21 protein-coding genes are annotated in these 26,267 nt (G+C 71.1%); 9 read left to right on the top strand and 12 right to left on the bottom strand.

Translation table 11 applies throughout. From position 1 onward, the window contains the following. The first annotated feature begins 33 nt into the window (after nt 1-33). Nucleotides 34-720 carry an NTP transferase domain-containing protein gene (locus JGU66_27880; protein MBJ6764606.1) on the top strand — a complete coding sequence of 229 codons (687 nt, stop codon included), beginning with the start codon at nt 34-36 and terminating at the stop codon, nt 718-720. A 51-nt stretch (nt 721-771) separates the two neighbouring features. Here JGU66_27880 and JGU66_27875 read toward each other — a convergent pair whose 3' ends face one another. The 5 genes from JGU66_27875 to JGU66_27855 all read right to left on the bottom strand — a co-directional run bounded on the left by JGU66_27875 (nt 772) and on the right by JGU66_27855 (nt 7,964). Continuing rightward, on the bottom strand, nt 772-1,575 hold the full coding sequence (locus tag JGU66_27875) for a hypothetical protein (GenBank protein MBJ6764605.1): 804 nt from the start codon (nt 1,573-1,575) through the stop codon (nt 772-774). Between the two features lie 185 nt (nt 1,576-1,760). Beyond that, nucleotides 1,761-2,657, bottom strand: a complete 897-nt coding sequence (locus JGU66_27870; protein ID MBJ6764604.1) for a hypothetical protein — start codon at nt 2,655-2,657, stop codon at nt 1,761-1,763. A gap of 107 nt (nt 2,658-2,764) precedes the next feature. After that, on the bottom strand, nt 2,765-4,252 hold the full coding sequence (locus JGU66_27865; protein MBJ6764603.1) for a hypothetical protein: 1,488 nt from the start codon (nt 4,250-4,252) through the stop codon (nt 2,765-2,767). A 159-nt stretch (nt 4,253-4,411) separates the two neighbouring features. Next, nucleotides 4,412-5,275, bottom strand: a complete 864-nt coding sequence (locus JGU66_27860) for an OmpA family protein (GenBank protein ID MBJ6764602.1) — start codon at nt 5,273-5,275, stop codon at nt 4,412-4,414. 100 nt (nt 5,276-5,375) lie between these two features. Beyond that, nucleotides 5,376-7,964 carry a GAF domain-containing protein gene (locus tag JGU66_27855; GenBank protein MBJ6764601.1) on the bottom strand — a complete coding sequence of 863 codons (2,589 nt, stop codon included), beginning with the start codon at nt 7,962-7,964 and terminating at the stop codon, nt 5,376-5,378. Between the two features lie 182 nt (nt 7,965-8,146). Here JGU66_27855 and JGU66_27850 point away from each other — a divergent pair, with 182 nt between their 5' ends. After that, nucleotides 8,147-8,995, top strand: coding sequence for an HAD family hydrolase (locus JGU66_27850; GenBank protein MBJ6764600.1), 849 nt, complete (start codon nt 8,147-8,149; stop codon nt 8,993-8,995). A gap of 32 nt (nt 8,996-9,027) precedes the next feature. After that, the gene (locus tag JGU66_27845; protein ID MBJ6764599.1) at nt 9,028-9,609 is read left to right on the top strand and encodes a hypothetical protein; all 582 of its coding nucleotides are present in this window, start codon (nt 9,028-9,030) and stop codon (nt 9,607-9,609) included. A gap of 82 nt (nt 9,610-9,691) precedes the next feature. On the opposite strand, the gene JGU66_27840 is transcribed toward JGU66_27845, so the two are convergent. The 3 genes from JGU66_27840 to atpH all read right to left on the bottom strand — a co-directional run bounded on the left by JGU66_27840 (nt 9,692) and on the right by atpH (nt 13,577). Further along, the gene (locus tag JGU66_27840) at nt 9,692-11,239 is read right to left on the bottom strand and encodes a F0F1 ATP synthase subunit alpha (GenBank protein MBJ6764598.1); all 1,548 of its coding nucleotides are present in this window, start codon (nt 11,237-11,239) and stop codon (nt 9,692-9,694) included. A gap of 162 nt (nt 11,240-11,401) precedes the next feature. Beyond that, nucleotides 11,402-12,889, bottom strand: a complete 1,488-nt coding sequence (locus tag JGU66_27835) for a PAS domain S-box protein (protein MBJ6764597.1) — start codon at nt 12,887-12,889, stop codon at nt 11,402-11,404. A gap of 148 nt (nt 12,890-13,037) precedes the next feature. Further along, nucleotides 13,038-13,577 carry an ATP synthase F1 subunit delta gene (gene atpH / locus JGU66_27830; GenBank protein MBJ6764596.1) on the bottom strand — a complete coding sequence of 180 codons (540 nt, stop codon included), beginning with the start codon at nt 13,575-13,577 and terminating at the stop codon, nt 13,038-13,040. Nucleotides 13,578-13,770: 193 nt separating this feature from the next. Here atpH and JGU66_27825 point away from each other — a divergent pair, with 193 nt between their 5' ends. From JGU66_27825 to JGU66_27805, 5 genes are all read left to right on the top strand, one after another. Next, entirely contained in the window at nt 13,771-15,594 is a 1,824-nt protein-coding gene (locus tag JGU66_27825) for an Hsp70 family protein (protein ID MBJ6764595.1), read from the top strand. Nucleotides 15,595-15,685: 91 nt separating this feature from the next. Continuing rightward, the gene (locus JGU66_27820; protein MBJ6764594.1) at nt 15,686-16,858 is read left to right on the top strand and encodes a TIGR02266 family protein; all 1,173 of its coding nucleotides are present in this window, start codon (nt 15,686-15,688) and stop codon (nt 16,856-16,858) included. Between the two features lie 172 nt (nt 16,859-17,030). Next, the gene (locus tag JGU66_27815; GenBank protein ID MBJ6764593.1) at nt 17,031-19,139 is read left to right on the top strand and encodes a beta-propeller domain-containing protein; all 2,109 of its coding nucleotides are present in this window, start codon (nt 17,031-17,033) and stop codon (nt 19,137-19,139) included. Nucleotides 19,140-19,235: 96 nt separating this feature from the next. Beyond that, nucleotides 19,236-20,636, top strand: a complete 1,401-nt coding sequence (locus JGU66_27810) for an MATE family efflux transporter (protein MBJ6764592.1) — start codon at nt 19,236-19,238, stop codon at nt 20,634-20,636. Between the two features lie 59 nt (nt 20,637-20,695). Further along, complete coding sequence (locus JGU66_27805) at nt 20,696-21,292, top strand: hypothetical protein (protein MBJ6764591.1); 597 nt, start codon at nt 20,696-20,698, stop codon at nt 21,290-21,292. Between the two features lie 10 nt (nt 21,293-21,302). On the opposite strand, the gene JGU66_27800 is transcribed toward JGU66_27805, so the two are convergent. Further along, the gene (locus tag JGU66_27800) at nt 21,303-23,144 is read right to left on the bottom strand and encodes a protein kinase (protein ID MBJ6764590.1); all 1,842 of its coding nucleotides are present in this window, start codon (nt 23,142-23,144) and stop codon (nt 21,303-21,305) included. A 148-nt stretch (nt 23,145-23,292) separates the two neighbouring features. Here JGU66_27800 and JGU66_27795 point away from each other — a divergent pair, with 148 nt between their 5' ends. Further along, nucleotides 23,293-24,255: a lytic polysaccharide monooxygenase gene (locus JGU66_27795; GenBank protein ID MBJ6764589.1), complete on the top strand. Its 963-nt coding sequence runs from the start codon at nt 23,293-23,295 to the stop codon at nt 24,253-24,255. A 4-nt stretch (nt 24,256-24,259) separates the two neighbouring features. Here the strand turns inward: JGU66_27795 and JGU66_27790 are convergent, their stop codons facing one another. The 3 genes from JGU66_27790 to JGU66_27780 form a co-directional block, all read right to left on the bottom strand. Then, nucleotides 24,260-24,973 carry an esterase family protein gene (locus tag JGU66_27790; GenBank protein MBJ6764588.1) on the bottom strand — a complete coding sequence of 238 codons (714 nt, stop codon included), beginning with the start codon at nt 24,971-24,973 and terminating at the stop codon, nt 24,260-24,262. An 84-nt stretch (nt 24,974-25,057) separates the two neighbouring features. Next, the gene (locus tag JGU66_27785) at nt 25,058-25,651 is read right to left on the bottom strand and encodes a hypothetical protein (protein MBJ6764587.1); all 594 of its coding nucleotides are present in this window, start codon (nt 25,649-25,651) and stop codon (nt 25,058-25,060) included. A gap of 39 nt (nt 25,652-25,690) precedes the next feature. Beyond that, nucleotides 25,691-26,179 carry a hypothetical protein gene (locus JGU66_27780; GenBank protein ID MBJ6764586.1) on the bottom strand — a complete coding sequence of 163 codons (489 nt, stop codon included), beginning with the start codon at nt 26,177-26,179 and terminating at the stop codon, nt 25,691-25,693. Nucleotides 26,180-26,267: the final 88 nt, after the last annotated feature.

Genomic DNA, 26,267 nt, shown 5'->3' with positions numbered 1-26,267 from the left:
CGGCATTCCGTGGGGGGCGGAGGAGGCGAGGGTATGAAGGCCGTGGCGATAATCCTGGCGGCGGGCGAAGCCCGGCGGATGTCCTACCCCAAGGCGCTCATCGAGCACGAGGGAGGCAAGAGCTTCCTTCAATCGCTGACGTCCACGTTCGGCAAGGCGGGCTGCACGGTGATGGCCGTCCTGGGCAAGGACGCGGAGGCCGTGCGCGAGCAGCACCCGGGCCTCGAGTTGGTGGACAGTGAGCGCTGGCAGGAGGGGCCGCTCGCGTCCATCCGGACGGGGCTCGACGCGGCGCTGGAGGCGGGGGCGGACGTGGTGATGCTGCATCCGGTGGACATGCCCGCGGTCCGGGCCTCCACGCTCAAGTCGCTCCTGAAGATGATGGCGGAGTCGGAGGAGTCGCTGCGCCCCGAGTTCGAGGGCGCTCCGGGTTGGCCGCTGGTGCTCTCCCGCTCCGCCGCGGAGCGCGTGCGCGCGGCCGAGGGCTCGCAGCTGGAGCCGGTGCTCGCCACGTTGAAGCCTCGGCGCGTGGCGGTGAAGGACCCGGGCGTGGTGGTGAACATCAACACGCCGGAGACGTATGAGCGGCTCTTCGGCGGCCCGCCCCGGCTGGCGCCTCCGCCCAAGCGGCGCGGCACCAAGCGCATGGGGCCCACCACGACCACGGTGGCGGACATCGCCGGCGCCTCGGCACCCCTGGCGGCGGCTTCCGACGAGTAGCCCTCCGGGGGCCGGGCCGCCCTTCGCGGAAGGGGGCCCGCGCATCCCGGGCTAGAACGCGAAGCCCATCCCGAAGTACGGGCCCGCGAGCGCGTCCTGGTGCTCGATGCCAGGCAGCAGGCCGGTGTCGTCCAGGTAGAGGCCGTGCCAGCCGCCGCGCAGGTTGAAGGCGCCCAGGTGCAGCGCGACGCCCGCCTGGACTTCCACCTGGCGGTAGGGGAACGGCGTGGCTTGCACGCGTCCCTCCACGTCCCAGCGCGACTCTCCGATGCAGGCCTCGCCCGAGGCGGCGAAGCTGGGGCCCACGAAGAGCACGCCGGGCGCGTGTGTACTGGCGACGCCTGCTTCCACGCGCAGGCGCCCTCGCTCGGTGGAGACGAGCGCCACCGTCAGGTGCGTGCCCAGCACGGTGAGGTGGTCGAGCGAGTTCGTGCCGTCACCCACCGGAAACGTCAGCCCGGTGACGCGCAGGTCGATGCCGGCCTTCATCCCATCCATCGTGAGGAAGAGTCCCAGCGCGCCGCCTTCGCCCATGCGCGCGCCCTGCACGCCCATGCGCACCAGGAGCGGCGCGCGCGCGTCGTCGGGGGCGTTCTCCGTGCGGACGGGGGAGCCTCGGCGCGCGCGGCGAGGTGTCCGCATGCGGAGGGTCGCGCTGATGGCGCCCATCGGTCCTCGGATGCGCACGCGCACGGGCGCGTCCTCGGGAGGCTCGGCCGTGTCCTCGGGGGGCGGCGTGGAGGTGGCGGTCGCGGCCGGCTCCAGACGGGGTACATGCCCGCCGACATGCGCCTCCGCGCGCGACGAGGTCAGGCACGCGCCCGCCGCGAGCGCGGTGCACAGCACCTTCCACATGGTGACCACGAATCACTCCTTCCAGGGCGGCCAGGGGGATGGCCGGGGCGCGCATGAAACGCCCGCGTGCCTTCCGCGCCCATGGTCCCTGGGGTGGGGAGTGTCGTCGTCCAGCCCGCGCTGTGTGGCCCGAGACACCTCGGTCCGCGCCTGAGGACGCGAGCCCGTGCTCTCCGCTCGCTTCGCTAGAAAGCGAGCCCCACGCCCAGGAACGGACCGCCGAACGAGTCGATGTGTCGCACGCCGTCCACTTCGCCGGCGTCATCCAGCACGAGGCCGCGCATGCCTCCGCGCACCACCACCGCGCCCAGGTGCAGCGCGAGCGCCGCGCTGGCGTCCACCTGGCGGTAGGGGAACGGCGTGGCCTGCACTCGCGCCTCCAGGTCCACCGGGCCCACGATGCATGCCTCCAGGGACAGTCCGAAGCTCATCCCCACGAAGCGGATGTCCGGCGCCGTCGCCGTGCTGAGGCCCGCCTCCAGGCGCAGCCGCACCGGGTCCAACGCCACCAGCGCGTAGGTGAGGTGACCTTCCAACAAGGTGATGGAGTCGGTGCCGGGGCTGCCGTCATCCGTGGGCAGCACGAGGCCCGTGGCCTGCACGACGAAGCCGAAGCGCTCGGCGTCGAACCCGAGGAACACGTCCCCCGCGCCGCCTCCGCCCAGCGGGCCTCCCTGCAGGCCCATGCGCAAGGAGAGCGGCGCCGCGTGACGGCGCTGGCTCAGCGACTCCTGCGGGACGTCATCGTCCTCCACGAAGCGCGAGCGGTCGTGGCTGCCCCAGCCGAAGAGCAGGTGCCAGAAGGAGATGCCGGGGTCCGCCACCCGGCGCACGTGGGGCCCGTCCCGGTGGTGACGCTCTTCCCGCCGCGGCTCGGGTTCGTCCGTGCCGATGGCGGTGGCGTCGTGCGTGCCCCGGTCGTCGGGAGCGGAGTCGTGGTCGTCGTCGCGAGAGTCGTCGCGCGAGTCGGACTTGCTGGAGTCCGAGTCGGAGTGCTTGCCAAAGCGCGCCTCGGCGGGAGTCGCGGACAGCAGGCCCCCGCAGAGGAGGGCCGCGCACAGTGCGGAGCGAAAGGGAAACACGAGAAGCACCTCGTGCAAGGGAGTCAGGGAGCCGGCCCTTGCTCCCTGACGCCTTGACGCACGAGTCTATTCAATCCGCCCGTGCGTCCGGAAACGAGGGCCCTGTCTCAGGGGATGGGCGGCTGGGCGTTGGGCAGCAGGCAGATGCTGGAGGGGGTGGGGCCGGTGATGATGGAGCACTCCTGGAGCGGCGTGCAGTCGATGGCCTTGTACGTCTGCTTCGAGGTCTCCAGCAGATCGCACGGGCTGCGCAGGAACACGGTGAGGGGTTGCTCGTAGAGGGTGCCGTCGTCGGCCTGGCAGGACTCGTAGTCGCCATCGCTCTTCAGGAGCGAGCCGTCGCGCACCGCGCAGCGCGCGGGCTGGGTGCTGGTGCTGCCCGGCTCGCACGGCCCCACGGTCCGAGCCGCGCAGGCGGAGGCGACGCGGGCGTCGATGGTGGCGTTGGCGCAGATGCGCAGGTTGAGGTGCGGATCCCCCTCCACCCAATCGCGTCCGTGGCAGGCGTAGGCCTTGCCGTAGACGACGCCCTTGAAGCCGGGCTTGGTGAGGTGGGGCTGGAACTTCTCGTCGAGCACGACCTCCACCTTGAGGGCCTCGGGCGCGAACAGGTTCCCGTAGAAGGCGCCCTCGCGGAACGTGTACGCGCCGAAGCGCTCGGTGGGGTACTTGCGGTTGGAGGCGGCGGGGCGCACCCACGTGCCAGGCGCCGCGGCGCGGTCCCTCGGCGCGGACATGACGCTGTAGGTGCCGGTCTTGGGGCACATGAACGAGATGCTCGGCTCGAGGCCACCGCAGTCGTTGCGGTCCGCCTCCGCCAGCTCCGCAACGCGGGTACAGCCGCGCGGGTCCTCGCAGATACGAAGCACGCGGTCGCCGCCGATGTCGCCCAGCTTGCCCGTGCAGTACTTGGGATAGGGCGCGCCGGCGGACACCGTCACCTCCATGCCGGGTGTGCACGTGCCCACGCCCTCACCCACCCAGCCGCAGGCGGCATCCAGGCCCGTGGCCTTGGCGTCCTCGCAGGGCAGGAACTCAGAGCTCCAGGCCTCGGAGACGCGCAGGGGATTGAAGCGCCAGATGTCGCGCGGATCCTCGCCGCGCAGGGACAGCGACACGACCAGGTCATAGGCGTTGTTGCGCGCCAGCAGGCATGACGTCACCAGGCCCAGGCACGTGCTGCTCGGCTTGTCCTTCACCCACTCCGGACAGAGGTTGGCCTCGCCCGGGAAGCTGTAGCTCGTGCCCGCGTGGTCCACCCACTTCACTTCCTGGCCGGGCGGGAGCGCGCAGCTCGCCAGGTACTTCATCACCTCGCGCGCGGCGGGGTCCTCCAGCTGGTTCTTCAGCGAGGCATGGACCGCGAACGTCCTCGTGGTGAGCGGTTGCTGGATGAGCGCGGTCACCGCGGCGCGGTTGGTGGTGAGCGCGTTGAAGAGCAGGTGCCGCGTGTCCAGGGAGTTGAGGATGCGGACGCCGGCCTCGTCGTCGGCGGCCGCGCGGGCGGTGCCCGGGAGGACGAGCAAGGCGCACAGACACGCGAGCACGCCAGACAGCGAGGCGCGCGGGTGGACGGGCGGGGCGAAGAGCGACATGGGTGGTGGACCTCGGAGTCAGGACGGAATGGCTCCGCCCCTAGCACGCCCCGGGCCGAGCCTCGGGGGCCCGTGCTTCCGCGCACTTGCGTCTCGGGGGAGGACTTCGGGGTGTTGTCTGGGCGGCTACAGGCGGAGGGCGTTGTGGACGCCCGGTCCTCATCGCCGCGCGACCTTCTTGGTCTTCGCCTTGGGGCGAGTGGGCGCTCGCGCGGGAGGACGCGGTGGCGGCTCGGTGCGCGCGGCCGCGACGGCTTCGGGAGCGACGGGGGCGGGCGTCACGCGCAGCCCCACGCGCCGGTTGCGCTCGCGGTTCTGCGGGCTGTCCGAGGGCACCACGGGGCGGAACGCGGCGTGGCCCGTGGCGCTGAGCCGCTCGGGTGCAATCGCGCCGGAGGCTCCCAATGCTCGCACCACCGCGACCGCGCGCGCGGCGGAGAGCTCCCAGCTCGTCGCGGCCGGGGTCTCGCGAGGCGACTCGTCCGTGTGGTCCGCCACCTCGACGCGGTGGTCGCTCAAGGGCCCCAGCACCGTGGCGATGCGCGCGAGCCGCTGCGTGCCCGCGGGCGTGAGCGTGGTGGCGCCGGGCTCGAAGAGGAGCCGCTCGGACAGCTCCACCTTCAACGACTCGCCGCCGAGTTCGAGGAAGGCGGTGCCCGCGGTCCGCTCGGCCTCCAGCACGGGACCGAGCGTGGCCAGGACCTCCTCGCGCCGGACTCGCTGTGCCTCCGCGCCTTGGGCCTGGAGCGCGGCGGCGGCGCTGTCCAGGTCCGCGGCCTGCTGCTGGCGCTCCAAGACCCGGAGCCTGCGCTCCATGGCCTCGCGCAGGGCGCGCAGCTCGGAGCCGCGCGCCTCGGACTCGGTGGCCTCGTGCTCCAGTTGCGCCGCGCGCTCCATCAGCGCGGTGATGGAGCGCCCCGCCACCTGAGCGCCCAGGATGGCCGCCAGCGCGACGACCGCCAGCAGGCCCCAGGGCAGCCACCACCGTCGCGCGCGCGCCACGTTGCTCCGGGCTTCGTCCATGCACACCGAAGCGTAGCGGGCCCTCGGATGTGGGCGGCAAGGCGCGCACCGTCCGACAGCGCTTGGTGTCCGGGCCCCAGGTCTGGGAGCACCCGGGCGCTCACTCCGGCGCGGGCTTCTTCCAGAGGGGCAGGCGCAGCACGAAGCGGGCGCCGGGGCCATCCGGCGCGTCCTCCACGTCCAGCTCGCCGCCGTGCGCGCGGGCAATCTGCCGGGAGATGTAGAGGCCCAGGCCCAGGCTGGCGCGGGCGTGCTCGGCGCTGGCGCGGGCGAAGCGCTCGAAGATGCGCTGGCGCGCCGCGAGAGGAATCCCCGAGCCCCAATCGCGCACGGCGATGATGGCCATGTCGCGCTCGCACTCCACGGTCAGCTCCACCGGCAGGCCGCTGGCGTACTTCATCGCGTTGGACAGCAGGTTCATCAGCACCTGCTCCACCCGCGGCCGGTCCGCGCGCGCCACCACGGGCGTGTCCGCGTGCACCACCGCGGCGCACCCGGCCACCGCGAGCGCTTCCTCCATGCGGGCCACCAGCTGATGCACCAGGGTGGTCAGCTCCACCGCGTCGGTCTCCAGCTCCATGCGGCCCGCGCTGATGCGCGCCACGTCGAACAGGTGCGCGACCAGCCGGGTGAGGCGATCCGCCTGCCGCAGCGCGCCCGCGAGGCCCTGCTCCAGCCGCTCCGGGAGGTCCGGCGTGGGCCGGTCCAGCGAGCGCTGGAGCGAGGTGAGCTGCAGGTGCAGCGCGGACAGCGGCGTGCGCAGCTCGTGCGTGGCGATGGCCACGAACTCGTCGCGCGCGGCCACGGCCTGCTCGACCTTGCGATACAGCCGCGCGTTGTCCACCGCGAGCGCGGCGCGCTGGGCCAGGTCCTCCAGGAAGGCCAGGTCGCCCGGCGCGAAGGCTCGCCCCGCTTCGTTGGACACCGCGCTGAGCACGCCCAGTGTTCGGCCGCGCGCCACCAGCGGGACGACCATGAGGGAGGCCGGCGTGAGCTGATCCAACAGCCGGCGGTGCTCGGGGCTCACCGCGAGCTGCTCCATCCACGAGTCGTCCATCCGCGCGACGAGCTGGGATTGCCCCGTCTCCAGCGCGCGGCGCACCGGCGAGCGCGAGCCCGGCGGCGCGGCGAAGGCGAGCGTCTGCTCCAGCAGCGATTGGTAGGCCGGGTCCTTGGCCAGGCGCTCCACGCGCTCCAGCCGCTGGCCATCTTCGTTGAGCACGTCCACCAGGCAGTAGTCCGCGAGCTGCTCCACCACGAGCCGCGCCACGGTGTGCAGCGTGGTGCGCCAGTCCAGTGAGGTGGACAGGCGCGTGGTGGCCTCGGCGAGGAAGCGCAGGCGCTCCTCCACGCGCTTCTTGTCCGTCACCTCCATCACCGTGGCGCCCACGCCCAAGAGCTCCGCGCCGGTGGTGACGGGGAAGAAGGTGCCGAGGAAGTGGCGCGGCTCGCGGCCGTCCTGGCTCGTGAGCGGTTGATCCACCAGCGCCTCTTGCGTGCGGAGCACGTGCTGGAGCATCGGCTCCACCGCGGGCGCGCGCTCGGGGCCCAGCACGTGCTGGACGGTGCGGCCCAGGTGGGCCTCCATCGAGACGTTGTTGAACTCGGCCAGCATGGGGTTGATGCGCAGGTAGCGCAGCTCGCGGTCCACGAAGCCCATGCCCATGGGCGAGGCGGCCAGGAAGGACTCGAGCATGGCCAGCGACGCGTCCCGGTCGCGCAGCGCGAGCCGGGCCTCGCGGTACAGGCGCGCGCTCTCCACCGCCAGCGCCGCGCGTCGGGCGAACTCCGCCGCGTAGGCCAGGTCCTGCTCGGTGTAGCGCCGCGCGGGCGAGGCGGACGCCAGGTTGATGAGGCCGAAGCGCCGCTCACCCACCGCCAGGGGCAGGAGCATGGCGGAGCGCGGGGCGAGGTCCTCCAGCACGCGGCGGTGCTCCTCCGAGCGCGCCTGCGAGTTCATCCACGCGCCATCAATCTCGGCCACCAGGGCGGGCCTGCCCTCGGAGAAGGCGCGCGCCAGCGGCGTGCCCGCGCCCACCAGGGGAGGAAAGGGCAGGGCCTCGTCCAGGAGCGCCTGCCGCGCGGGGTCTCGGGCGGTGAGGGCCAGCCGGTGCAGCGCGCCGTCATCGCCCAGCATGTCCACCATGCAGTAGTCGGCCCACTCCCGCGTGGCCAGCCGCGCCACCGCCTTCAGCGTCGTCTCCCACTCCAGCGACTCGGCCAGCAGCCGGCTGGAGGCGCTGAGGAAGGCCTCGGCGCGCTCGGCCACCTTGCGCGCGGTGATGTCCACGAGGATGCACACCGCGCCGGTGAGCGCCCCGTCCTGCGCCCGCAGCGGGGAGGTGGAGTGCAGCACCGTGCGCCGCACGCCGTCGAAGGCGATGATGTCCACCTCCTCGTTGAGGATGGCCTCGCCGGTGCGCAGCGTGCGCACCAGGGCCCACTCGTCGCCGCTCAGCCGCTTGCCGGTGGCGGGCCAGTACCCCTCGAAGCGCTCGTAGTCCTCCACGCGCGCGATGCGAGGGGCCGGCGTGCCCCAGATTCGGGCGGCCGCGTCGTTCTGCTCCAGCAGGCCGCCCTGGGCATCCACCAGGTGCACGCCGACGGGCAGCATGGGGAGGACGGCATGCAGCCGCTCGCGCTCGGCGAGGACGGCCGCGATGGGAGGGGGCAGGGACATGACGGACATGAACGCGCTGGCGCCCCGCGCGGCGACGGCCCGCGGCGGGCGACTTCATTCTTGGGAGATTGGTTTTCCGGTGAATCGGATGATACTCGGAAAATTTCCGGCACGTCCGCGAGGGGCTTGATTCATGCGGGCGGTCAGGGCGTCATCGGGGCTTTTTCCGAGCGGAAGCCGAGGACGTACGGATGGCGATTGCGTGTGTGGTGCTGGACTTCGACGGGACGTTCACGGACGTGGTGGCGGAGGGCGCGCCCTTCCAGGCGCACTTCCGGGCGGGGCTGGAGCGGCTGGTGGGGCGGGAGGTGGGGGCGGCCTGGGACGAGGAAGTGGCCGTGCTGCGCAACGGGGTGGACTCGTACGGCTGGGAGATGGCGGGGCGCATCGTGGCGCCGGCCGTCGCGGACCCGTACCTGACGGCGACGTGCGTGGCGCACCGGCTGTTCCAGCGCTTCGGAGCGCTCCCGGAGGAGGGGCCGCGCACGGAGGCGGTGCAGACGCTCTACCGCGAGGCCTACGTGCACTCGGCCACGGCCTTCAAGCCCGAGGCGAAGGAAGTGCTGGAGGCGCTGCTGGCCACGGGGATGCCGGTGTCGGTGGTGACGAACGCGCACACGGACATGGTGGAGGCGAAGCTGGACCGGCTGGCCCCGCGCGGCCGTGAGCGGCTGAAGGTCTTCGGCGACGCGCGCAAGTTCCAGCTGGAGGACGCGGACCCCATGGACGCGCGCTTCGCGGCGCTGCCCGAGTCGCAGGTGCTGGAGGGCGTGCTGGGGCGGCCGGTGTACCTGCGGCGCGGCCGGTACTACGCGGCGCTGCGGCGCATCTGGGAGACGACCGGCACGAGCCCCGAGTCCACGCTGGTGGCGGGCGACATCTACGAGCTGGACCTGGCCCTGCCCGCCGCGCTGGGCGCCAGCGTGCAGCTGGTGGCGCGCGACAACGTGCTGCCCTACGAGCGCGCCGCGGTGGAGCGCCTGGGCGCGCGCGGTGGCGTGGACCGCAGCCTGCGCGCCCTGTTGCCTCGCCTGCGCTGAAGCGCCCTGGGCTGGCGCGCGCGACGCACGCCATGGCTGAATTCCGGGACACCCGGCGCGCCAAGGCGCCGAGCACCGGAGGCGCAGCCATGGCGGTGTCCGTGTTCTCCCCGTGGGTGGGAGCGATGCTGCTGGGTGTCGGGGCGCTCGCGTGCGCCACCGCTGCGCCCACTCCAGCGCGGGAGTTCGTCTTCACGTCCCGGCCGGCGCGCGCGCCCGGCTGCGAGTTCGAGGTGTGGGAGGAGCGGGAGCCGCCGCGGCCCTTCGCGGTGGTGGGCGGCCTGCCCTTCACCGCCAACGAGTGGCTGGGCCTGAAGGGGCGCAAGGACGCGCTGCGCGAGACGGTCTGCGAGTCCGGCGCGGACGCCGTGCTGCTGGGGCGCCCCGCCGAGCGCCGCATGGGCCGAGGTGCCGTGCGCGAGTACCAGGCGTGGTTCATCGCCTACACGGACGTGCCGACCCCCGCGCCGCCTCCCGAGGTGCCTGCTCCGGTAGTCCCCGAGGGGCCGCTGCCCAAGGGCTCCTTCCACGTGCCCGTCATGACGACAGGGGCCAAGGATGAGCCCGAGGGCACGCAGACGCGCGAGGTGGTGGCGCCCACGCCTGTCCCCTGAGCCTGCCCCGCAACGTGCGAAGCCCCGCCTCCCGGTGAGGGGAGCGCGGGGCTTCACGTGCAGCGAGTCTCCCGAGGGGGGACTAGACCTTCGCGCCCGGCGTGGGCTGGAAGACCTCGTTGAACTCGGCGAGGCACTTGTTGAGCGTCGCCTTGATGTCGTTGGTGAGCTCGCGCTTGGCGTTGATGTCCTGGGCGATGTTCGGGTACTTGCCGTCCGCGAACTCCAGGAACTCCTTCATCCAGCGCACCACGTCGCTCACCGGGACGTTGCGGATCCAGCCGCGCTTGTTCGCGTCGTCCTTGTTGGTGGCCGCGTAGATCTGCATGACCTGACGCTCGACGGAGAGCGGCTCGTACTGGCCCTGCTTGAGCAGCTCCACCATGCGGGCGCCGCGCGCCAGCGTCTCCTGCGTGGCCTTGTCCAGGTCCGAGCCGAACTGGGCGAACGCCGCCAGCTCGCGGTACTGGGCCAGCTCCAGCTTCATGGAACCGGCGACCTGCTTCATGGCCTTGATCTGCGCCGAGGAACCGACGCGCGACACGGAGAGGCCCACGTTGATGGCCGGACGGACGCCGGAGAAGAAGAGGTCCGTCTCCAGGAAGATCTGCCCGTCGGTGATGGAGATGACGTTCGTCGGGATGTAGGCGGACACGTCGCCGGCCTGCGTCTCGATGATGGGCAGCGCGGTGAGCGAGCCCGCGCCCTCCTCGTCGGACAGCTTGGCGGCGCGCTCCAGCAGGCGGCTGTGGATGAAGAACACGTCGCCGGGGTACGCCTCACGACCCGGCGGACGGCGGAGCAGCAGCGACAGCTGGCGGTACGCCACGGCCTGCTTGGACAGGTCGTCGTACACGATGAGGCCGTGCATCTTGTTGTCGCGGAAGTACTCGCCGATGGCCACGCCCGCGTACGGGGCGAAGAACTGCATGGGCGCCGGGTCGGAGGCGCTCGCCGTCACGACCGTGGTGTACTCCATGGCGCCGTAGCGGGTGAGCTTCTCCACCACCTGCGCCACCGTGGACTGCTTCTGCCCGATGGCCACGTAGATGCAGTAAACGCCCAGGCCCTTCTGGTTGATGATGGCGTCCACCGCGACGGCCGTCTTGCCCGTCTGGCGGTCACCGATGATGAGCTCGCGCTGACCGCGACCCACCGGCACCAGCGCGTCCAGCGCCTTGATGCCCGTCTGCAGCGGCTCGTGCACGCTCTTGCGCTTCACGATGCCGGGCGCCTTCACCTCCAGGCGGCGGGTCTCCGTGGCCTGGATGGGGCCCTTGCCGTCCAGCGGCTGACCGAGCGCGTTCACCACGCGGCCCAGCAGGCCCTTGCCCACGGGCACCGAGGCGATCTGCCCCGTGCGCTTCACGGAGTCACCCTCGCGGATGTCCTTGAACTCGCCCATGATGGCGATACCGACGTTGTCCTCCTCGAGGTTGAGCACGAGGCCCTGAACCCCGGTGGAGAACTCCACCAGCTCACCCGACAGCGCGCCCTCCAGACCGTACACGCGGGCGATACCATCGCCCACGGACAGCACGGTGCCGGTCTCGGCGACGGTGACCTTCTTGCCGTAGTCCTTGATCTGCTCCCGGATGATTCTGCTGATCTCGTCGGCGCGGATTTCCATGAGCGTCTAGCGTCCTTGAACTGAGGGGGCGGCCAGAACGGGGAGGGCCACCCGGAACCTTGAAAGCCGGGTGCCCCCTATCACGCCCTCCCACTCCACCGCAACGCGGACGCGGAGCCGCACTGCGGGTGGATTATCGCCGCGGTAAGGTGAGCCGAGCGCTCACCGCCCGAGAGGGGTGGGGCTCTCGCGGGGCAGCCAGACGGTGAAGCGGGTGCCCGCCGGGGAGCCGGACTCCACCGAGATGCGCCCGGCGTGGGCCAGGACAATCTGCCGGGAGAGGTACAGCGACAGCCCCAGGCCGTCCGCGCCCCCGCCTCCGTCCCGGCGGAAGGGCTCGAACAGGGTGGCCGGGTCGTCCACCGACAGGGGGGGGCCTTCATGGTGGACCTGGAGCGTGACGCCGTCCACGGTGCCCGCCAGCTTCAACCCCACCGGAGTGCCCTCCGGCCCCAGCCGGAGCGCGTTGGCCAAGAGGTTGTCCACCAACTGCGCCACCCGGTCCTCGTCCCAGTGGCCCCGGGTGTCTCCGCGAGTCACCACCTCCAGGATGCGGCCCGGGTGGGAGCGCCGGCGCTCATCCGCCACCCGCTCCACCACGTTCTCCATCTCCGTGGGCACCGGGTGCATCGCCAGCCCGCCCGCCAGTCGCGCCCGAGTGAAGTCCAAGAGCTCGTGGATCATCCGCTCCAGCCGCCGCGCCGCGTGCGCCACGTGCCGCACCAGGCGACCCTGTGAGTCGTCCAGTCCGCCCACCCGCTGCAGCGCGCCCGTGCCCAGCTGGATGGCCTGGAGCGGCGCGCGCAGGTCATTGCCCACCACGCCCAGGAACTGGTCCCGGAAGTGCTCCGTGCGCGCCGTGCGCTCCTCGGAGGCCTTGCGGCTGCTCACGTCCCACACCGCCGCCAGCCGCACGGGCCGCCCCTGCAGGGTGACGGTGCGCGCCAGCACCTCCACGGGGATGCGCCGCCCGTCGCGGTGGAGCGCCGCCACTTCGTAGGGGGCCTCCACCTCGCGCTCCATCACCTCGCGCGCCGAGGCGCGGAACTCCGGCGCCACCCAATCCAGCACGTTGCGCCCGAGCAGCTCCGCCGGCTCCGCCATCCCGATGAGGCGCGCCAGCGCGCGGTTGGCGTCCACGCACACGCCCCGGTCGTGGATGAAGTACCCGTCACACGAGACGTCCGCGATGCTGCGCATGTGCGCCTCGCGCTCGCGCAGCGCCGCCTCCGCCAGCGTGCGCTCCGTGTCGTCGCGCACCACGAGGACGACGCCCGCGGGCACGCCACCGTGCGCCGCCGGCACCATGCTCACGGACAAGTGCCGGGGGGCATCTCCGGGCGCCAGGGCCTCCGTCAGCGGCACGTCGCTGACCTGCTCCCCGGCGAGCGCGCGGCCCAGCAGCGAGGACAGGGCGGGTGCCAGGGAGGGCCACACCTCGGAGGGCCTCCGCCCCACCATGACGGACGGCGGCAGCTCGCACAGCGAGGCCAGCGCGTCGTTCACCCACACCAGCCGGGGCTCGGGGTCCAGCAGCGCCACGCCCCACCCCGGGGCATTCATCAGGGCGCCAAGAAATGGCCGGGCCTCCTCGGGCACCGCCGCTGGCGGAATGCCTACCGAGAGCCGGTGAAACACAGACTGCGACATGGGCAAGGTCGTCCAGAAAGCGCGGGTTTGTCCGCGCTAGGAGGGACTATACCTGCTCCCGGGTGGAACGGGAAATGCGGGTTTGCCCTGAACTGCCTGGACTGGAACGACCTGGGGCGTCCGGGACGCCCTGGGTGACCTGGACCGACTACTTCAGCTCGCGGCGCATCTGCGCGAGCTGGGTGCGGAGGCTGCCGTCATAGAGGGTGCCGCCGACCTGAGCGGCCACGCCGCCGAGCAGGGCGGGGTCCACGCGGGTCTCCAGGACGACGTCGCGCTCGGTGAGCTTGGCGAGCGTCGTCTTGAGCTGCGCGAGGGTCTCGGGCGCGAGCGGGACGGCGCTGGTGACCTGGCCCCGGACGCGGCCGGCCTTGGCATCCGCCATGTCGCGGTAGAGGCGGGCGATGTCGGGCAGGTACGCCAGGCGGCTGCGGTCCACCAGCAGGCGCAGGCCGTTGACCAGGGAGGGCTCCAGACCGGACTGCGTCTTGATGACGGCCTCGACGACGCGGCCGCGCTGGTCAGCGGTGTAGGCCGGGTTGAGGAGCACGTCCGTCAGCTCCGCGTTCGCCGTGAAGAGGCGAGCGAGGGAGGTGAGTTGCTCGGCGACGGCATCGGTGCGGCCGGCCTCCGAGGCAACGTCGAGGAGGGCGCGAGCGTAGCGGCGGGCGATCGAGACGTTCACCATGGCGGCGCGCCCTTAGCATGGTGTTCCGGCTGCGGCAACGCCGGAGGCATCTGCCGCCCCGTCCGGTGGCCGACGCCGGGCCCGGCCGGCGGGCGGACAGGCTCCGAGGCAAGGTCGGTGACAGGTGCCTTGGGTCGGGACTTGGCGGATCGCCCCAGACACCCGTAGCGTGGGGGCCAACGTCCCGTTTCCCATGCAAGAACCCGTCATCGGCATTGACCTGGGTACCACCAACAGCGCCGTGGCCACCGTGGAGGATGGTCGCCCGCGGCTCATCCCGTCACGCGCGGGTGGTCGCCTCACGCCCTCCGTCGTGGGCCTCAATCGGAACGGGGACCGCGTGGTGGGGCAGGCCGCGCAGGCGCTCGCGGAGGAGCAGCCGGACGCGGTGGTGTGGGCCACCAAGCGCTTCCTGGGGCGCCGCTACACGCCCGAGCTGATGCAGCAGGCCCGCTCGCTCGTGCCCTATCCCGTGGTGGCAGGCCCCACCGGGGACGTGCGGGTGAAGCTGGCGGGGCGCGTGCTGCCCATCACCCAGGTGTCCGCGATGATCCTGGGCGAGCTGAAGCTGGACGCCCAGGCGCACTTTGGCCGCGAGGTGCACAAGTGCGTCATCACCGTCCCGGCCAACTTCGATGACAACCAGCGCAACGCCACGCGCGAGGCCGCGGGCATCGCCGGGCTGGAGGTGGTGCGGCTGGTGAACGAGCCCACCGCCGCGGCGCTCGCCTACGGCCTGTCGCGCGGCTTCGAGGGCAGCGCGCTGGTGTTCGACCTGGGCGGCGGCACGTTCGATGTCTCCATCCTGGATGTGAAGAACGGCGTCTTCGAGGTGCGCGCCACGGGCGGCGACCACTCGCTGGGCGGTGAGGACTTCGACCAGCGCATCGTGCAGTGGCTGCTGGCGCAGGTGGACGACAGCTACCGCGACGCGGTGTCCCGAGACCCCACCTCGCTGCGGCGCTTGAAGGTCGCGGCCGAGGCCGCCAAGCGCGAGCTGACCGAGCGCGCCGAGGCCACCATCTCCGTGACGGGGTTGGGAGACCACGCGGGCTCGCGCCGCTTCACGGACGTGGAGACCGCGCTCACGCGCGACTTCTTCGAGGCGCTGTCCGAGCCGCTCTCCCGCCGCTGCCTGGAGGTCTGTCAGTCAGTCATGGCCGAGGCGCGCATGGACCCGCGCACCGTGGACGTGGTGCTGCTGGTGGGCGGCATGACGCGCGTGCCGCTGGTGCGCCGGCTGGTGGCGGACTTCTTCGGCCGGCAGCCGTCCACGGACGTGCACCCGGACGAGGCCGTGGCGCTGGGCGCCGCGGTGCAGGCGGACGAGCTGGTGCGCCAGTCGGGGCAGGCGCTGCTCCTGGACGTGGCGAGCCAGAGCCTGGGCGTGGGCGTCCTGGGTGGCCGCGTGAAGCGACTCATCCCGAAGAACACGGGCGTGCCGGTGGTGGCGCGCGACATCTTCTTCCCGGGCACCGCGGGCCAGTCCGAGGCGCGCATCCCGGTGTACCAGGGCGAGAGCGAGTTCCAGGACGAGAACCACAAGCTGGGCGAGGTGGTGCTCAAGAACCTGCACGTGGCCGCGCGTGGCGAGACGCCGCTGGAGGTCGTCTTCGAGCTGTCCAGCGAGGGCATCCTCGCGGTGAAGGCCACCGAGCTGACCACCGGCAACATGGAGGCGGTGCGCCTGGAAGCGCGTCCCAGCCTGCCGCACGGCGAGGTGGAGAAGCTGGGCGCCGAGCAGGCCAGCTACGCGCAGGAGCAGGGCGTGGTGGACGCGCAGCGCGCGGCGGAGATGTTCCGCAAGCTGCTGGAGCGCGGCGAGAAGCTGTCGCGGCTGTTGCAGCGCAGCGCCCAGGAGAACCCCAGCCCCGAGGCCGAGGCCGCGGTGGGCAACGTGCAGCGGTTGTTGGAGGGCGGGCGCACCGCGCTGGACGCCGGAGACACGGCGCAGTGCGCGCGGATTGCTCGCCAGCTCACGCAGTTGCTGTCCGGGCGGTCCGAGTCGCGCGGCTGACGTCCAACGCCGCACATCGGGCCCGTCCACCAGCGCACGTTGCCCTGAGGGGTGCGTGGTCGCGCGAGGAGGGGCTCCCTATCTCGCGCGAATGAATTCCGCCGCCGGAGCGCCGACCGGGCGCGACACCGTGTTCGTGGTGGACGACTCTCGGACCGCCCGGGACGTCCTGCGCCTGCACCTGACGCGGCTCGGCTGCGACGTCGTCCCGCTGGAGGGCGCGGACGCGTGCATGGCAGAGCTGGAGCGGCGCGTCCCCGCCTTCATCCTCATGGACCTGCGCCTGGAGCGCACGCAGGGCGACGAGGCGTGCCGCGCGGTGAAGAACCACGCCGCGGGACGCAACGTGCCCGTCATCATGCTCACCACCGCGGGCGAGCCACATGAGGTGATGCACTGTGGCCGTGCGGGCGCGGACGACTTCCTCCCCAAGCCCGTGTCCGCCGAGGCCCTCGCGGCGAAGGTGGCCGCCATGCGCCTGTCGCGTGAGCGCGCGTATGACCGGCCTCCCCGCGGGCGCGGCGTGCTGCTCGTGGAAGGTGGCCGCTTCCTGCACACCTTCCTGGGCGGAGCGCTGGAGCACGAGGGCATGCACGTGCTCTACGCGCGCGACCTGGACGAGGCCATGGGGTTGGCGGACGAGCATGGCAGCCGCCTGGACGGGTTCGTCTTGGACGTGTCTCGCCTGCCGCGCGAGGTCCTGTCGCTGGCCGCGCAGCTGCGCGAGGTCCACCCGCGCAAGCCGCTGGTGCTGCTGTCCTGCGCGGAGGAGCCGCTGGATGTGCTGGTGCGCTCCCAGGCGCTGTGTGGCGCGCCGCTGCTCGTGAAGCGCAACCTGGGCGCGGATGAGCTGCTGTCGCGCGTGCTGGGGCGGCTGGTGCCCGGAGGCTCGCCGTTGCGGGCCGCGGAGCGCGTGCCCTTCTTCACGGTGGTGGAGTACCTGTCCGCGGGCGGAATGACCCACAGCGGCTTCAGCCACGACGCCAGCCCCGAGGCGCTCTTCGTGCGCACCCTCACGCCCGCGCGCGAAGGGTCGCGCCTGGCGCTCAAGCTCCTGATGGCGGGGCAGCGCACGCCCAGCGTCGCCGAGGCGACAGTGGCCTGGGCCAATCCGCCGCGCCTGGGCAGTCCCTTCCATGCCCCGGTGGGCATGGGGCTGCGCTTGGAGCGCATGGACTCGCAGCTCGCGCAGCAGTTCGTGCGCTTCGTTCCGCGCAGCCTCGGTTTTCTGCCCGCCGCCGCGAGCCGCCTCTCAACTTTCTGAGAGCACTCGGACGGACCGGCATTCTCGCAACCCCGCGCATTCCCGAAGTCTCCGAGCCGCGTCCTCCATGGCATGGGGGTGGCAAGGGGCCCGTGCCGAAGCCGTCAGGGCGCATGGCGAAGACCTCGCGTGCATCCGGATGGGGCCGACGACGACACGAGAGGAGTGCTTCATGCGGTGGATGCGCCAAGGCGGTTTCGCGTTCGCGGTGTTGCTGGCGGGGTGCGGGAGCGAGCCCAAGCGCCCGCCCTTCGACAACGAGCCGGTGCAGATGAAGGCTCGGCTGGAGGGCTTCTCGGACTGCGGCGGTCTCGAGGACTACATCGAGAGCAGCGCGATCCGTCAGATGCGCTCGTACCTGGAGATGCAGAAGCCGAGTTACTGGTCGCAGTCCGACGGGAAGGGCGGCGTGCTCGAGGACGCGGGCGCGCCCGTGCCGGCGACGGCGGACGGCAGCCAGGGCCCCAAGGACTACACGGGCACCAACAACCAGGTGGCCGGGGTGAACGAGGCGGACTTCGTTCAGAACGACGGCACGCACATCTTCGTGCTGTCCGGCAATCGGCTGTACGCGCACCGCTCGTGGCCAGCGGAGCAGCTCACGCTCGCTTCCTCGACGCAGCTGGAGGGGTGGCCGCAGGCGATGCTGCTGGAGGAGCACGGTCGACTCGTCGTCGTCTCCAGCGTCTACGAGGAGCGGCCGGGCACCGTCTTCTATGCCGGCAGGTCGTTTGGCGGCGACGATGCCCCGGTGGGGATGGCGTACTGCATGGGGCGCGGCTTCAGCTGTGGCCCCGGCTTCGGCGACACCGTGAAGGTGACGACGCTGGACGTGACGGACATCGCGCATCCGAAGGTGGTGGATCAGCTCTACCTGCCCGGCAGCTACTCCGATGCGCGGCGCGTGGGCGCGTCGGTCCGGCTGGTGCTGTCCGACACGTTCCGCTGGCCTCGGGACATGCGCTGGAGCGTCGACTACTCGAAGGACCTCTACGACAACAAGAGCCGGCTGGAGAAGGCCATCGACCAGCTCATCGCGAAGAACGAGCAGCTCATCCGCGACCAGGCGCTGGAGCAGTGGCTGCCGAAGGGCCGGCACGTGGACGGCCAGGGGCAGACGACGCCGCTGACGTATTCGTGCTCGGACTTCTCGCGGACCAACGCGCCCTCGGGGCTGGGCTTCGTGACGGTGGCGTCGATGAACCTCGACACGCCGCTGGCGCCGCCGGGCCGCACCCAGCTCATCGCCGAGCCGGGCGAGGTGTACGCCTCGAAGGACTCGCTCTACCTGGCGACCAATCACTGGTGGTGGTGGGCGGAGCCGGGCCAGAAGGACTACGTCTACATCCACAAGTTCGACCTCCATCAGCCGGGCGCGGTCAGCTACGTGGGCACGGGCACGGTGGAAGGACACCTCATCAACCAGTTCGCCATGGATGAGCACGAGGGCGTGCTGCGCGTGGCCACCACGCTGCGCAGCCGCGTCGCCGAGCCGAACCATCCGGAGTGGTGGTGGGGGCGGGTGGAGACGTCCAACCGCGTGTCCACGTGGCGCGAGGGCGATGGCCAGCTCGTGGAAGTGGGCCGCAGCGAGGACCTGGCGCCGGGCGAGAGCATCTACAGCGCGCGCTTCGTGGGTCCCCGGGGCTACGTCGTCACCTTCCGGCAGGTGGATCCGCTCTACACCTTCGACCTGAGCGACCCGGCGCATCCGCGCAAGGTGGGCGAGCTGAAGGTGCCGGGCTACTCCACGTACCTGCACCCGCTGGACGAGACGCACCTCATCGCCTTGGGCGAGTACATCCCGGAGAACGGGGACTGGCGCAGCCGGGCGCTCAAGCTCTCGCTGTTCGACGTGAGCGACATGGCGCACCCGGTGGAGGCGTTCTCGCAACTGGTGGGCACGGCCTATGGCTGGAGCGAGGCCGTCTACGAGCACAAGGCCTTCAACTACTTCCCGGCCAAGAAGCTGCTGGCCATTCCCTTCTCGGACTACTCCAACGCGTGGGACTACTGGAGCGGCTTCCGCTCGGAGCTGCGCGTCTTCTCCGTGGACGCCGCGACGGGCTTCACGGCCAAGGGCGCGCTGTCCATGTCGGACGTGTACGTGATGCAGCAGAGCCACGATTGGACGTGGTACTGGACGCCCACCGTGCGCCGCAGCGTGATGGCGGATGACTACGTGTATGCCATCACGGACGCGGGCATGCGCGTGGCGAAGGTGGACAGCCTCCAGGCGCCGCTCATCACCACGTCGTTCCCTCGGCTCGTCGTGCCATAGCGAGGCGAGGAACCCGGGCAGGTCAGGCAGGGGAGGGGCTGAGCGTCGACGGCGGGTTCGCGCATTTCCACCGTGAAACCGCTATAGGCCCCTGCCATGCCGTTCGACGCCTCGGTCTCGTCCGACCCTTCTCGGTTCTCGAATGAAGTGCGCCAGCTCTGGCGGCTGGCGTTCCCCATCGCCATCGCGCAGGCCGGGCAGGCGATGATGGGCCTGGTCGACACGCTGGTGGTGGGGCGGGTCGGCACGGAAGCGCTGGCGGCGGCGGGGTTGGGCAACAACCTCTACTTCGCCGTCAGCAGCTTCGGGATGGGGCTGATGATGGGCTTCGACCCATTGCTGTCCCAGGCCTTGGGGGCGGGGAACCCCGGCCGCGCGCGGGAGCTGTTGCGGCAAGCGGGGTGGATGGCGCTGCTCGCGGGGATGGCGCTCTGCTCCCTGCTGTGGTGGGTGCCTGGCGCGCTCCATTGGATTCCCGGTATCGAGCCCCAGGTCATCGAGCAGGTCCGGGTCTACATGCTCTGGCGGGCCCCGGGCGTCCCCCTGACGCTGGCCTTCATGGCGGCGCGCTCCTATCTCCAGGCCAACGCGAATCCCCGGCCGCTGGTGGTGGCCACCGTGGTGGCCAACATCTGCAACTTCCTGTTGGACGTGCTGCTCGTCTTTGGTGGCGCTCAACTGCCGGCGTGGTGTGGCCCGCTGCGGCTCATCCCAGCCATGGGCGTGGAGGGCGCGGCGATCGCCACGCTGCTGTGCACGGTGGTGCAGATTCTCATCGTCGTGTCTGCGGTGCGGCGCATGAGCGTTCCTCCGGGGACGCGCTCCTCGTGGACACCCGTCTGGGCGGACATCTTCCAGGGCGGAAGGCTCGGGACGCCCATTGGGTTGCACATCGCGGCGGAGGTGGGGGTCTTCTCCCTGGCCAGCCTGCTGGCCGCGTCCCTGGGCAACGCGGAGGTGGGCGCGCACCAGATCGCCATCTCCTACTCCAGCCTCACCTTCACCGTGGCCGTGGGCGTGGGCAACGCGGGGAGCGTCCGGGTGGGATGGGCGGTCGGTGCGCGCAACACGCCCCAAGCGCGCCTCAGTGGTTTCGTGGCCTTCGCGAGCGGCGCCGCCTTCATGTCGCTGATGGGGCTGGGGTTCGCGGTGTTCCCGGAGCAGTTGGGCAAGTTGTCGGGCGCGCCGCCCGAGGTGCTGACCTTGCTCATGCCGCTGCTCGTGGTGAGCGCCGTGTTCCAGGTGTTCGATGGCGTCCAGGGCGTGGGCGCGGGCGTGCTGCGGGGCGCGGGTGAAACGCGCTTCACCTTCATCGCCAACATGGTGGGTCACTACCTCATCGGGCTGCCGCTGACCTTGCTCCTCGGCTTCCATCTGGGCCTGGGGCTGTGGGGCATCTGGTGGGGGCTGTGCGCGGGCCTCGTGTTCGTGGCGCTGGCGCTGCTGTGGCGCTTCCACCGCGTGAGCGCGGGCACGCTGGTGCCGGTGGAGGCGTAGCCGATGGGTTCCGGCCCGGTCTCGTGCTTGCAGGCTCCGCGGACTCCGGAGGTGTTCGAATGCTGGGGTTCGCGAAGTCCGTGGCCCGGGGCCTGAAAGCCCGCGGGTTTGTCGTGGCGGTCGGTGTGCTGTCGGCGTGTGGGTCCTCGGAAATCCGAGCCCGGGAGGGTTCGGATTGGACGGATTACGGAGACGTCGGCGCGTTCTGGCAGAGCAATGCCCCCGGGGAGCTGTCCGCGTGTGGCTCGCTCCATCCCGACCTCCGAGCGGTGGATGGCGATGCCAGTGTCTGTCTTCACGTCCGCCTGGACCGTGATTGGCTCACCGCGGTGAAGTCGCCCACGGTGCTGCACATCGACGGTCACGCGACGGTGAGTCCCCAGACTCCCAGCGCGCCGGACGTGTCCTGGGAGGCGGGCGACTCGCATTCGTCCGCCGTGGTGGCGGCCTGGGTCTCGCAGCTTTGCTTCTCCGAGGCGTGGAGTACGCCCGTGGAGCAGCAGCTCCAAGGCACGCTGCGGCTGAACTCCGTTCAGGACGGGCGGATCGCGGGCAGGTTGGTGCTGGACATGACGGGAGCCCCCGCGGGCGTGCGCCTGTGCGGCGGCGTCATCGACACCGTTCGCGGGGACATCGACTTCTCGCTCCCGCGCTGACGCTCGCGAGTCAGCGCTTGCGGCTGGGCGAGAGGAACTTGCGGGCCTCGCCGGCGCCCGGGCCTCGGGGCGCGAGTTCCAGGTAGCGGTGATAGTGCTCGGTGGCCTCCTGGCGGTTCTGCTGACGCAGGCTCAGCCGGCCCAGCTCGAGGTGGCAGCGCGCGGCGCGTGGGGCCACCTCCAGGCAATGCCAGAACTGCTCCCGCGCCGCGCCGTAGGACTTGGCCGCGACCATGTTTCGTCCCACCTGATAGGCAATCAGGGCCTCGGAGGGGATGTCTTCCTCCACCCCTCCGCGCCCGTTGGGTGAGGCGCGCGCGGGCGGGGGCTCGTCATGGGGCGCGGAGAGCGGTGTCGGAGTCGTCGGTGGAGGCGTCGCGGTGGCCACCGGGGTTGCTGGGTCCGGACGGGGCTCCAGCTTCGCGAAGACCTTGGACGGATGCTCGTCGGCCTCGAAGGTGCGCACCCACGGCAGGTGGCCGAACGCAGTCACCTCCAGCCGGTACTCCTGTTGATTGGGCACCTCGGTCACGGTGACGGGCGTGTCCCCGAGCAACACCCCGTTCAACCGCACCTGGGCGCCGGGAGGCTGGGACTCCACGCGCAGGGTGGGAGTCGTTCCGCGCGCCATCCCCCAATGCGCCACGCCGCCCGCCACCACCACGAGGCCCAGCACGCCCAGCGCCCAGGCCCACGAGGACCGTTCCTCGCGCGGAGCCGGCGTGGACTCGGCGGGTGGGGGCGTGGACAGGGCCGGTGCGCTCGGCTGCGAAGGGGCTGGGGGGGCGACCTCATCCTGCGTGGGCACGAGGAACCCAGCGGGGTCGGTGGAGCGCTCCGACGCGGGGGCCGCGCCCCAGAGCTCGAGCTGACGGATGAACGAATCAGACAGACGGCCCGGGCGATGCTGCGACGCCAGCTCCGCGTGGAAGAGCCACGTCATGAGCTGCTTGCGCGCGTCGGGCGTGAAGAGGGGCGCCCGCGAGCTGAGCCACTCGGACAGCGCGAGCTGGAGGGCCTCCGCGTGGGGATAGCGGTGCTCGCGCGAGGTGGCCAGCGCGCGCTGGACAATCACTTGCATCCCCGCGTCCAGCTCGGGCACCAGCGAGTTGAGGGGCGTGAGGCGACCGTGGATGGTCTTCTCCAGCACCTCCATCTGCGTGCCTTCCGCCGGCAGCCGCCCGCTGAGCATCTGGAATAGCACCACGCCCACGGAGTACACATCCGAGCGCGCGTCCAGCTCGCGCGCGCGCGCCTGCTCGGGCGACACGTAGTGGTGTTTGCCCTTCACCACGCCTACCGCCGTCTCGGGCCCGCCCGTGTGGCGCGCCTTGGCGATGCCGAAGTCGGAGATCTTGACCTCGCCCTCGTAGCTGACCAGCACGTTGTCCGGGGAGATGTCCCGGTGGACGAGCTTCAGCGGGCGGCCCTGCGCGTCCGTGCGCGTGTGGGCATGGTGCAAGCCCTTGCACATCTCGATGGCGATGCCCGCCGCCAGCGGCGCCGGCAGCACGTTCAACCCCTGGGCGCGGGCGCGCTTGAGCAGCTTGGACAGCGCTTGTCCATCCACCAGCTCCATCGCCAGGAAGTACTCGGACTCCACCTGTCCGAAATCAAACACCTGGACGATGTTGCCGTGATTGAGGCTCACGGAGATGCGGGCCTCATTGAGGAACATCTCGGAGAACGCGGGGACCTCCGCGTAGTCACTCAGGACCCGCTTGATGACCACGGACTTCACCACGCCCGGCGCGGGGGTGAAGCGTGCGCGATAGACGACGGCCATTCCGCCCGCACCCAGGCGCTCCAGCAGCTCATATTTGCCGAAAGAGGTCGCGGGCGTGTCAGTCACGGTTCGCGAGGCTAGCGCACCTGTCGGCGTGTCGTGAGTTTCCGCCAGATGGCGCATGGCGTTGACCCGGATTGGGCGCACGCACTCTCTCTGCGCATGGGGTGGGTTGTTCGAGTCCCACCCCAACTCCAACCTGCCCGAGTGAGACATGCAGACCAAGAACCCGAGTGCTGTCGCGCCGCTGGTGTTGTTGTCCTCCCTGTTGGCGGGCCAGGCCCTGGCCCACGGCTCCATGGAGGTGCCCATCAGCCGTGTCTACCAATGCTACAAAGAGGGCCCCGAGAACCCGAAGTCCGCCGCGTGCAAGGCCGCGATTCAACTGGGCGGCACGCAGGCGATGTATGACTGGAACGGCGTGCGCCAGGGCAACGCCAACGGCAACCACCGCGCGCTCATCCCGGACGGGAAGCTGTGCAGCGGTGGCAATGAAAGCCACAAGGGATTGGACCTCGCGCGGACGGACTGGGTGTCGCGCGTGCTGACGCCGGACGCCTCGGGCAACTTCGAGTTCGTCTTCTACGCCACCGCCGTGCACGCCACCGCCTACTTCCAGCTCTACGTGACGCGCGACGGCTACAACCCCGCGCTGCCGCTGAAGTGGTCGGACCTGGAGACGGCGCCGTTCTGCGCGGTGACGAGCATCACGGCGCAGAGCAATCGCTTCCGCATCAACTGCCCGCTGCCGCGCAACAAGACGGGCTCGCACGTCGTCTATGCCATCTGGCAGCGCTCGGACAGCCCGGAGGCGTTCTACTCGTGCAGCGACGTGACGTTCGGCGCGGGGCTCGGGCTCGTCGCGCCTTGGAAGGAACTGGGGCAGGTGCAGGCCCGCGAGGCGCTGCCCGCGCGCAGCACGGTGACCTTGCGCGTGTTCGACCGCGAGGGGCACGACGTGGAGAGCCACCCGGTGCTGCTGGAGGCGCCGCTGACGTCCGAGGCGTGGCTGGAGCGGCTCGCCCAGCGCGTCAACGCGGACTCGCGTCGCGTGCGCGTGGGGACGCTCCAGTCCTCGGGAGAGGTGGCGCCAGCGAAGGCGGCGCAGGGCGCGAGCGTGTACGCGCGCGAGGAGGGCGTGTCCTTCCAGGTGGACATCCTCAAGCCCTCGCCGTGAGGCGCTACCAGGGCAGGTACTGCTGAATCATCTGCCGCCACACGGGCCAGTCGTGGTTCTCGCCATGCCAGATGGCGAGCTGGTGGCCGATGTCCTTCTTCCACAGGATGCTGGAGAGGTGCTCGTTGGAGGGGCGGCAGAAGTCATGCTCGCCCACCGCGAGCACCATCTCCACGCGCTGGAGGGCGGAGAGGCGCGCGGGGTCCGTCAGGTTGGGCAGCCATTGCGTGCACGAGTGGAAGTACACGTCCGGGTCGCTGTGTCCGTCGAGGAACTCGTCGGTCTCGAACTTGCCGCCCATGGAGAGCAGGCGTGAGAAGACATGCGGGTGCCGCAGCCCGATGTTGTACGCGTGGAAGCCGCCGAAGCTGCACCCGGCGAGCGTCAGGCGTCCACCGCTGCTCCGCCCGGTGACGAGCGGGACGACCTCGTGCAAGAGGTAGTCCTCCCACTGGGCGTGGCGCATGACGCGGTCATGCGGATGGAGCGAGGCCTTGAACCAGGACTCCTCATCCACCGAGTCCGCGCAGACGACCAGGTACCGGCCGGACTGGATGCGGTCCGCGATGGCGCCAATCAGGCCGAAGTCCTCCGCCTGATAGAAGCGCCCCTTGCTCGTGGGCAGCAAGAGCACGGGCTCACCCGAGTGGCCAAACAGCAGCACTTCCATGTCGCGCTGCAGGCGCTCGCTGTACCAGCGGTGGTATTCGCGGTTCATTCCCGCGACCTTAGCCGCCCCTTGGGATGTCTGGACAAGTCAGCGGGAGGACGCGCTGGGCCGAGTGAACAGCCGCGCGGTGCCTCAGAAGCGCGCCACCGGCCCCACGACCACGGTCTGCAAGGGCTTGGTGCACTCGGAGAAGACGTTCTTGGTGAACTTCACGTCACACCATTGCATGGCCGCCGCGAGGGAGAGGCCCCAGTGCTCTCCGACCCAGCCATCCACACCCAGGCGGAAGGCCATGCTGGTGACCTCGAACTTCTCGCGGCGCAGGCGCCCCAGGTCATCCGGGGTGAGCGGCTTCGCCCAGCTCCGGGCCAGTCGCGCGCCCAGCCACGGGGTGATGGGCTTGTCGCGAAAGAAGCGCAGGCGCGCCTCCAGGCCCAACGCCTTGTAGTCGAGCTGCACGCGCCCGCGCTGGGCAGGGTCCTCCTCCGAGCTGAATTCCTTTCCCCACGTCTCCGCGCCCTCGAGGATGACCCCGAGGGACAGTCCCGGGGGCGCCTCCACGCCCAGATACCCTTGCAGCGCGGGCCCCTTGGCTCGCCACTCGCTCAGGGCATCCAGCGTGACGCCCGCGCCGAGGGATGCATAGCCGTGCCAGCCCTCCGCGACCGCCTCTGTTCCCAGACTCAGCGCGACCAGCGCCACGACTCGCCTCGACCACTCGTTCATGGCACCAGTCTAGACGACTGGTGCGATGCGGGTGGGCGCTCAGTAGCGGGTGCGGCAGCGGCTCAGACAGACCAGTCGCGTGAGCAGACAGTGGCGGAGGCACTCTTCATTGTCGTTCACGCCCCCATCGTCGGGGCCGGGGTCGTCCACGCAGGACTCCGAACAGACGCGATAGGCTTCCAGACAGTTTTGCTGACAGGGCCCGGGCGCGAGCGCGCCATCGGTCTCGGCGGGCGGCGCCGAGTGGGGGGCCTGCCAGCCGGAGTCCGTGCAGTTCGTGGTGCAGTGCCCCTCGCAGGCCAGCTTCGCATCGGACCGCGCGCGCAGCTCCGCTTCACAGGCCAGCGACGTGTAGTCGAACGCCGCGCCATCCGCCTGGCAGCTCCAGTGTCCCCGGATGCACTGGCTCGCGGTGACAGGGATTGTGTCCCCCTTGTCGGCCTCCTTGCTCTCGGGGGCCTGACCGCATGCCCCGACATACGTCACGACGACCGTGGCGAACAGCAGCGCCATTCCAATCCGTTTCACTGAGCCTCCTTTGGGCTGGGCTCACATACCCGAGCCGGCGCGGGTTCCCATCTGTCCCGCCGCCAGGGCTGAGTAGCGGCCACGCGAC

The organism is Myxococcaceae bacterium JPH2, from assembly GCA_016458225.1.
GTDB lineage: Bacteria > Myxococcota > Myxococcia > Myxococcales > Myxococcaceae > Citreicoccus.
Note: the sequence above shows the minus strand (reverse complement) of the source record. Positions and strands in the feature narration are given on the sequence as shown.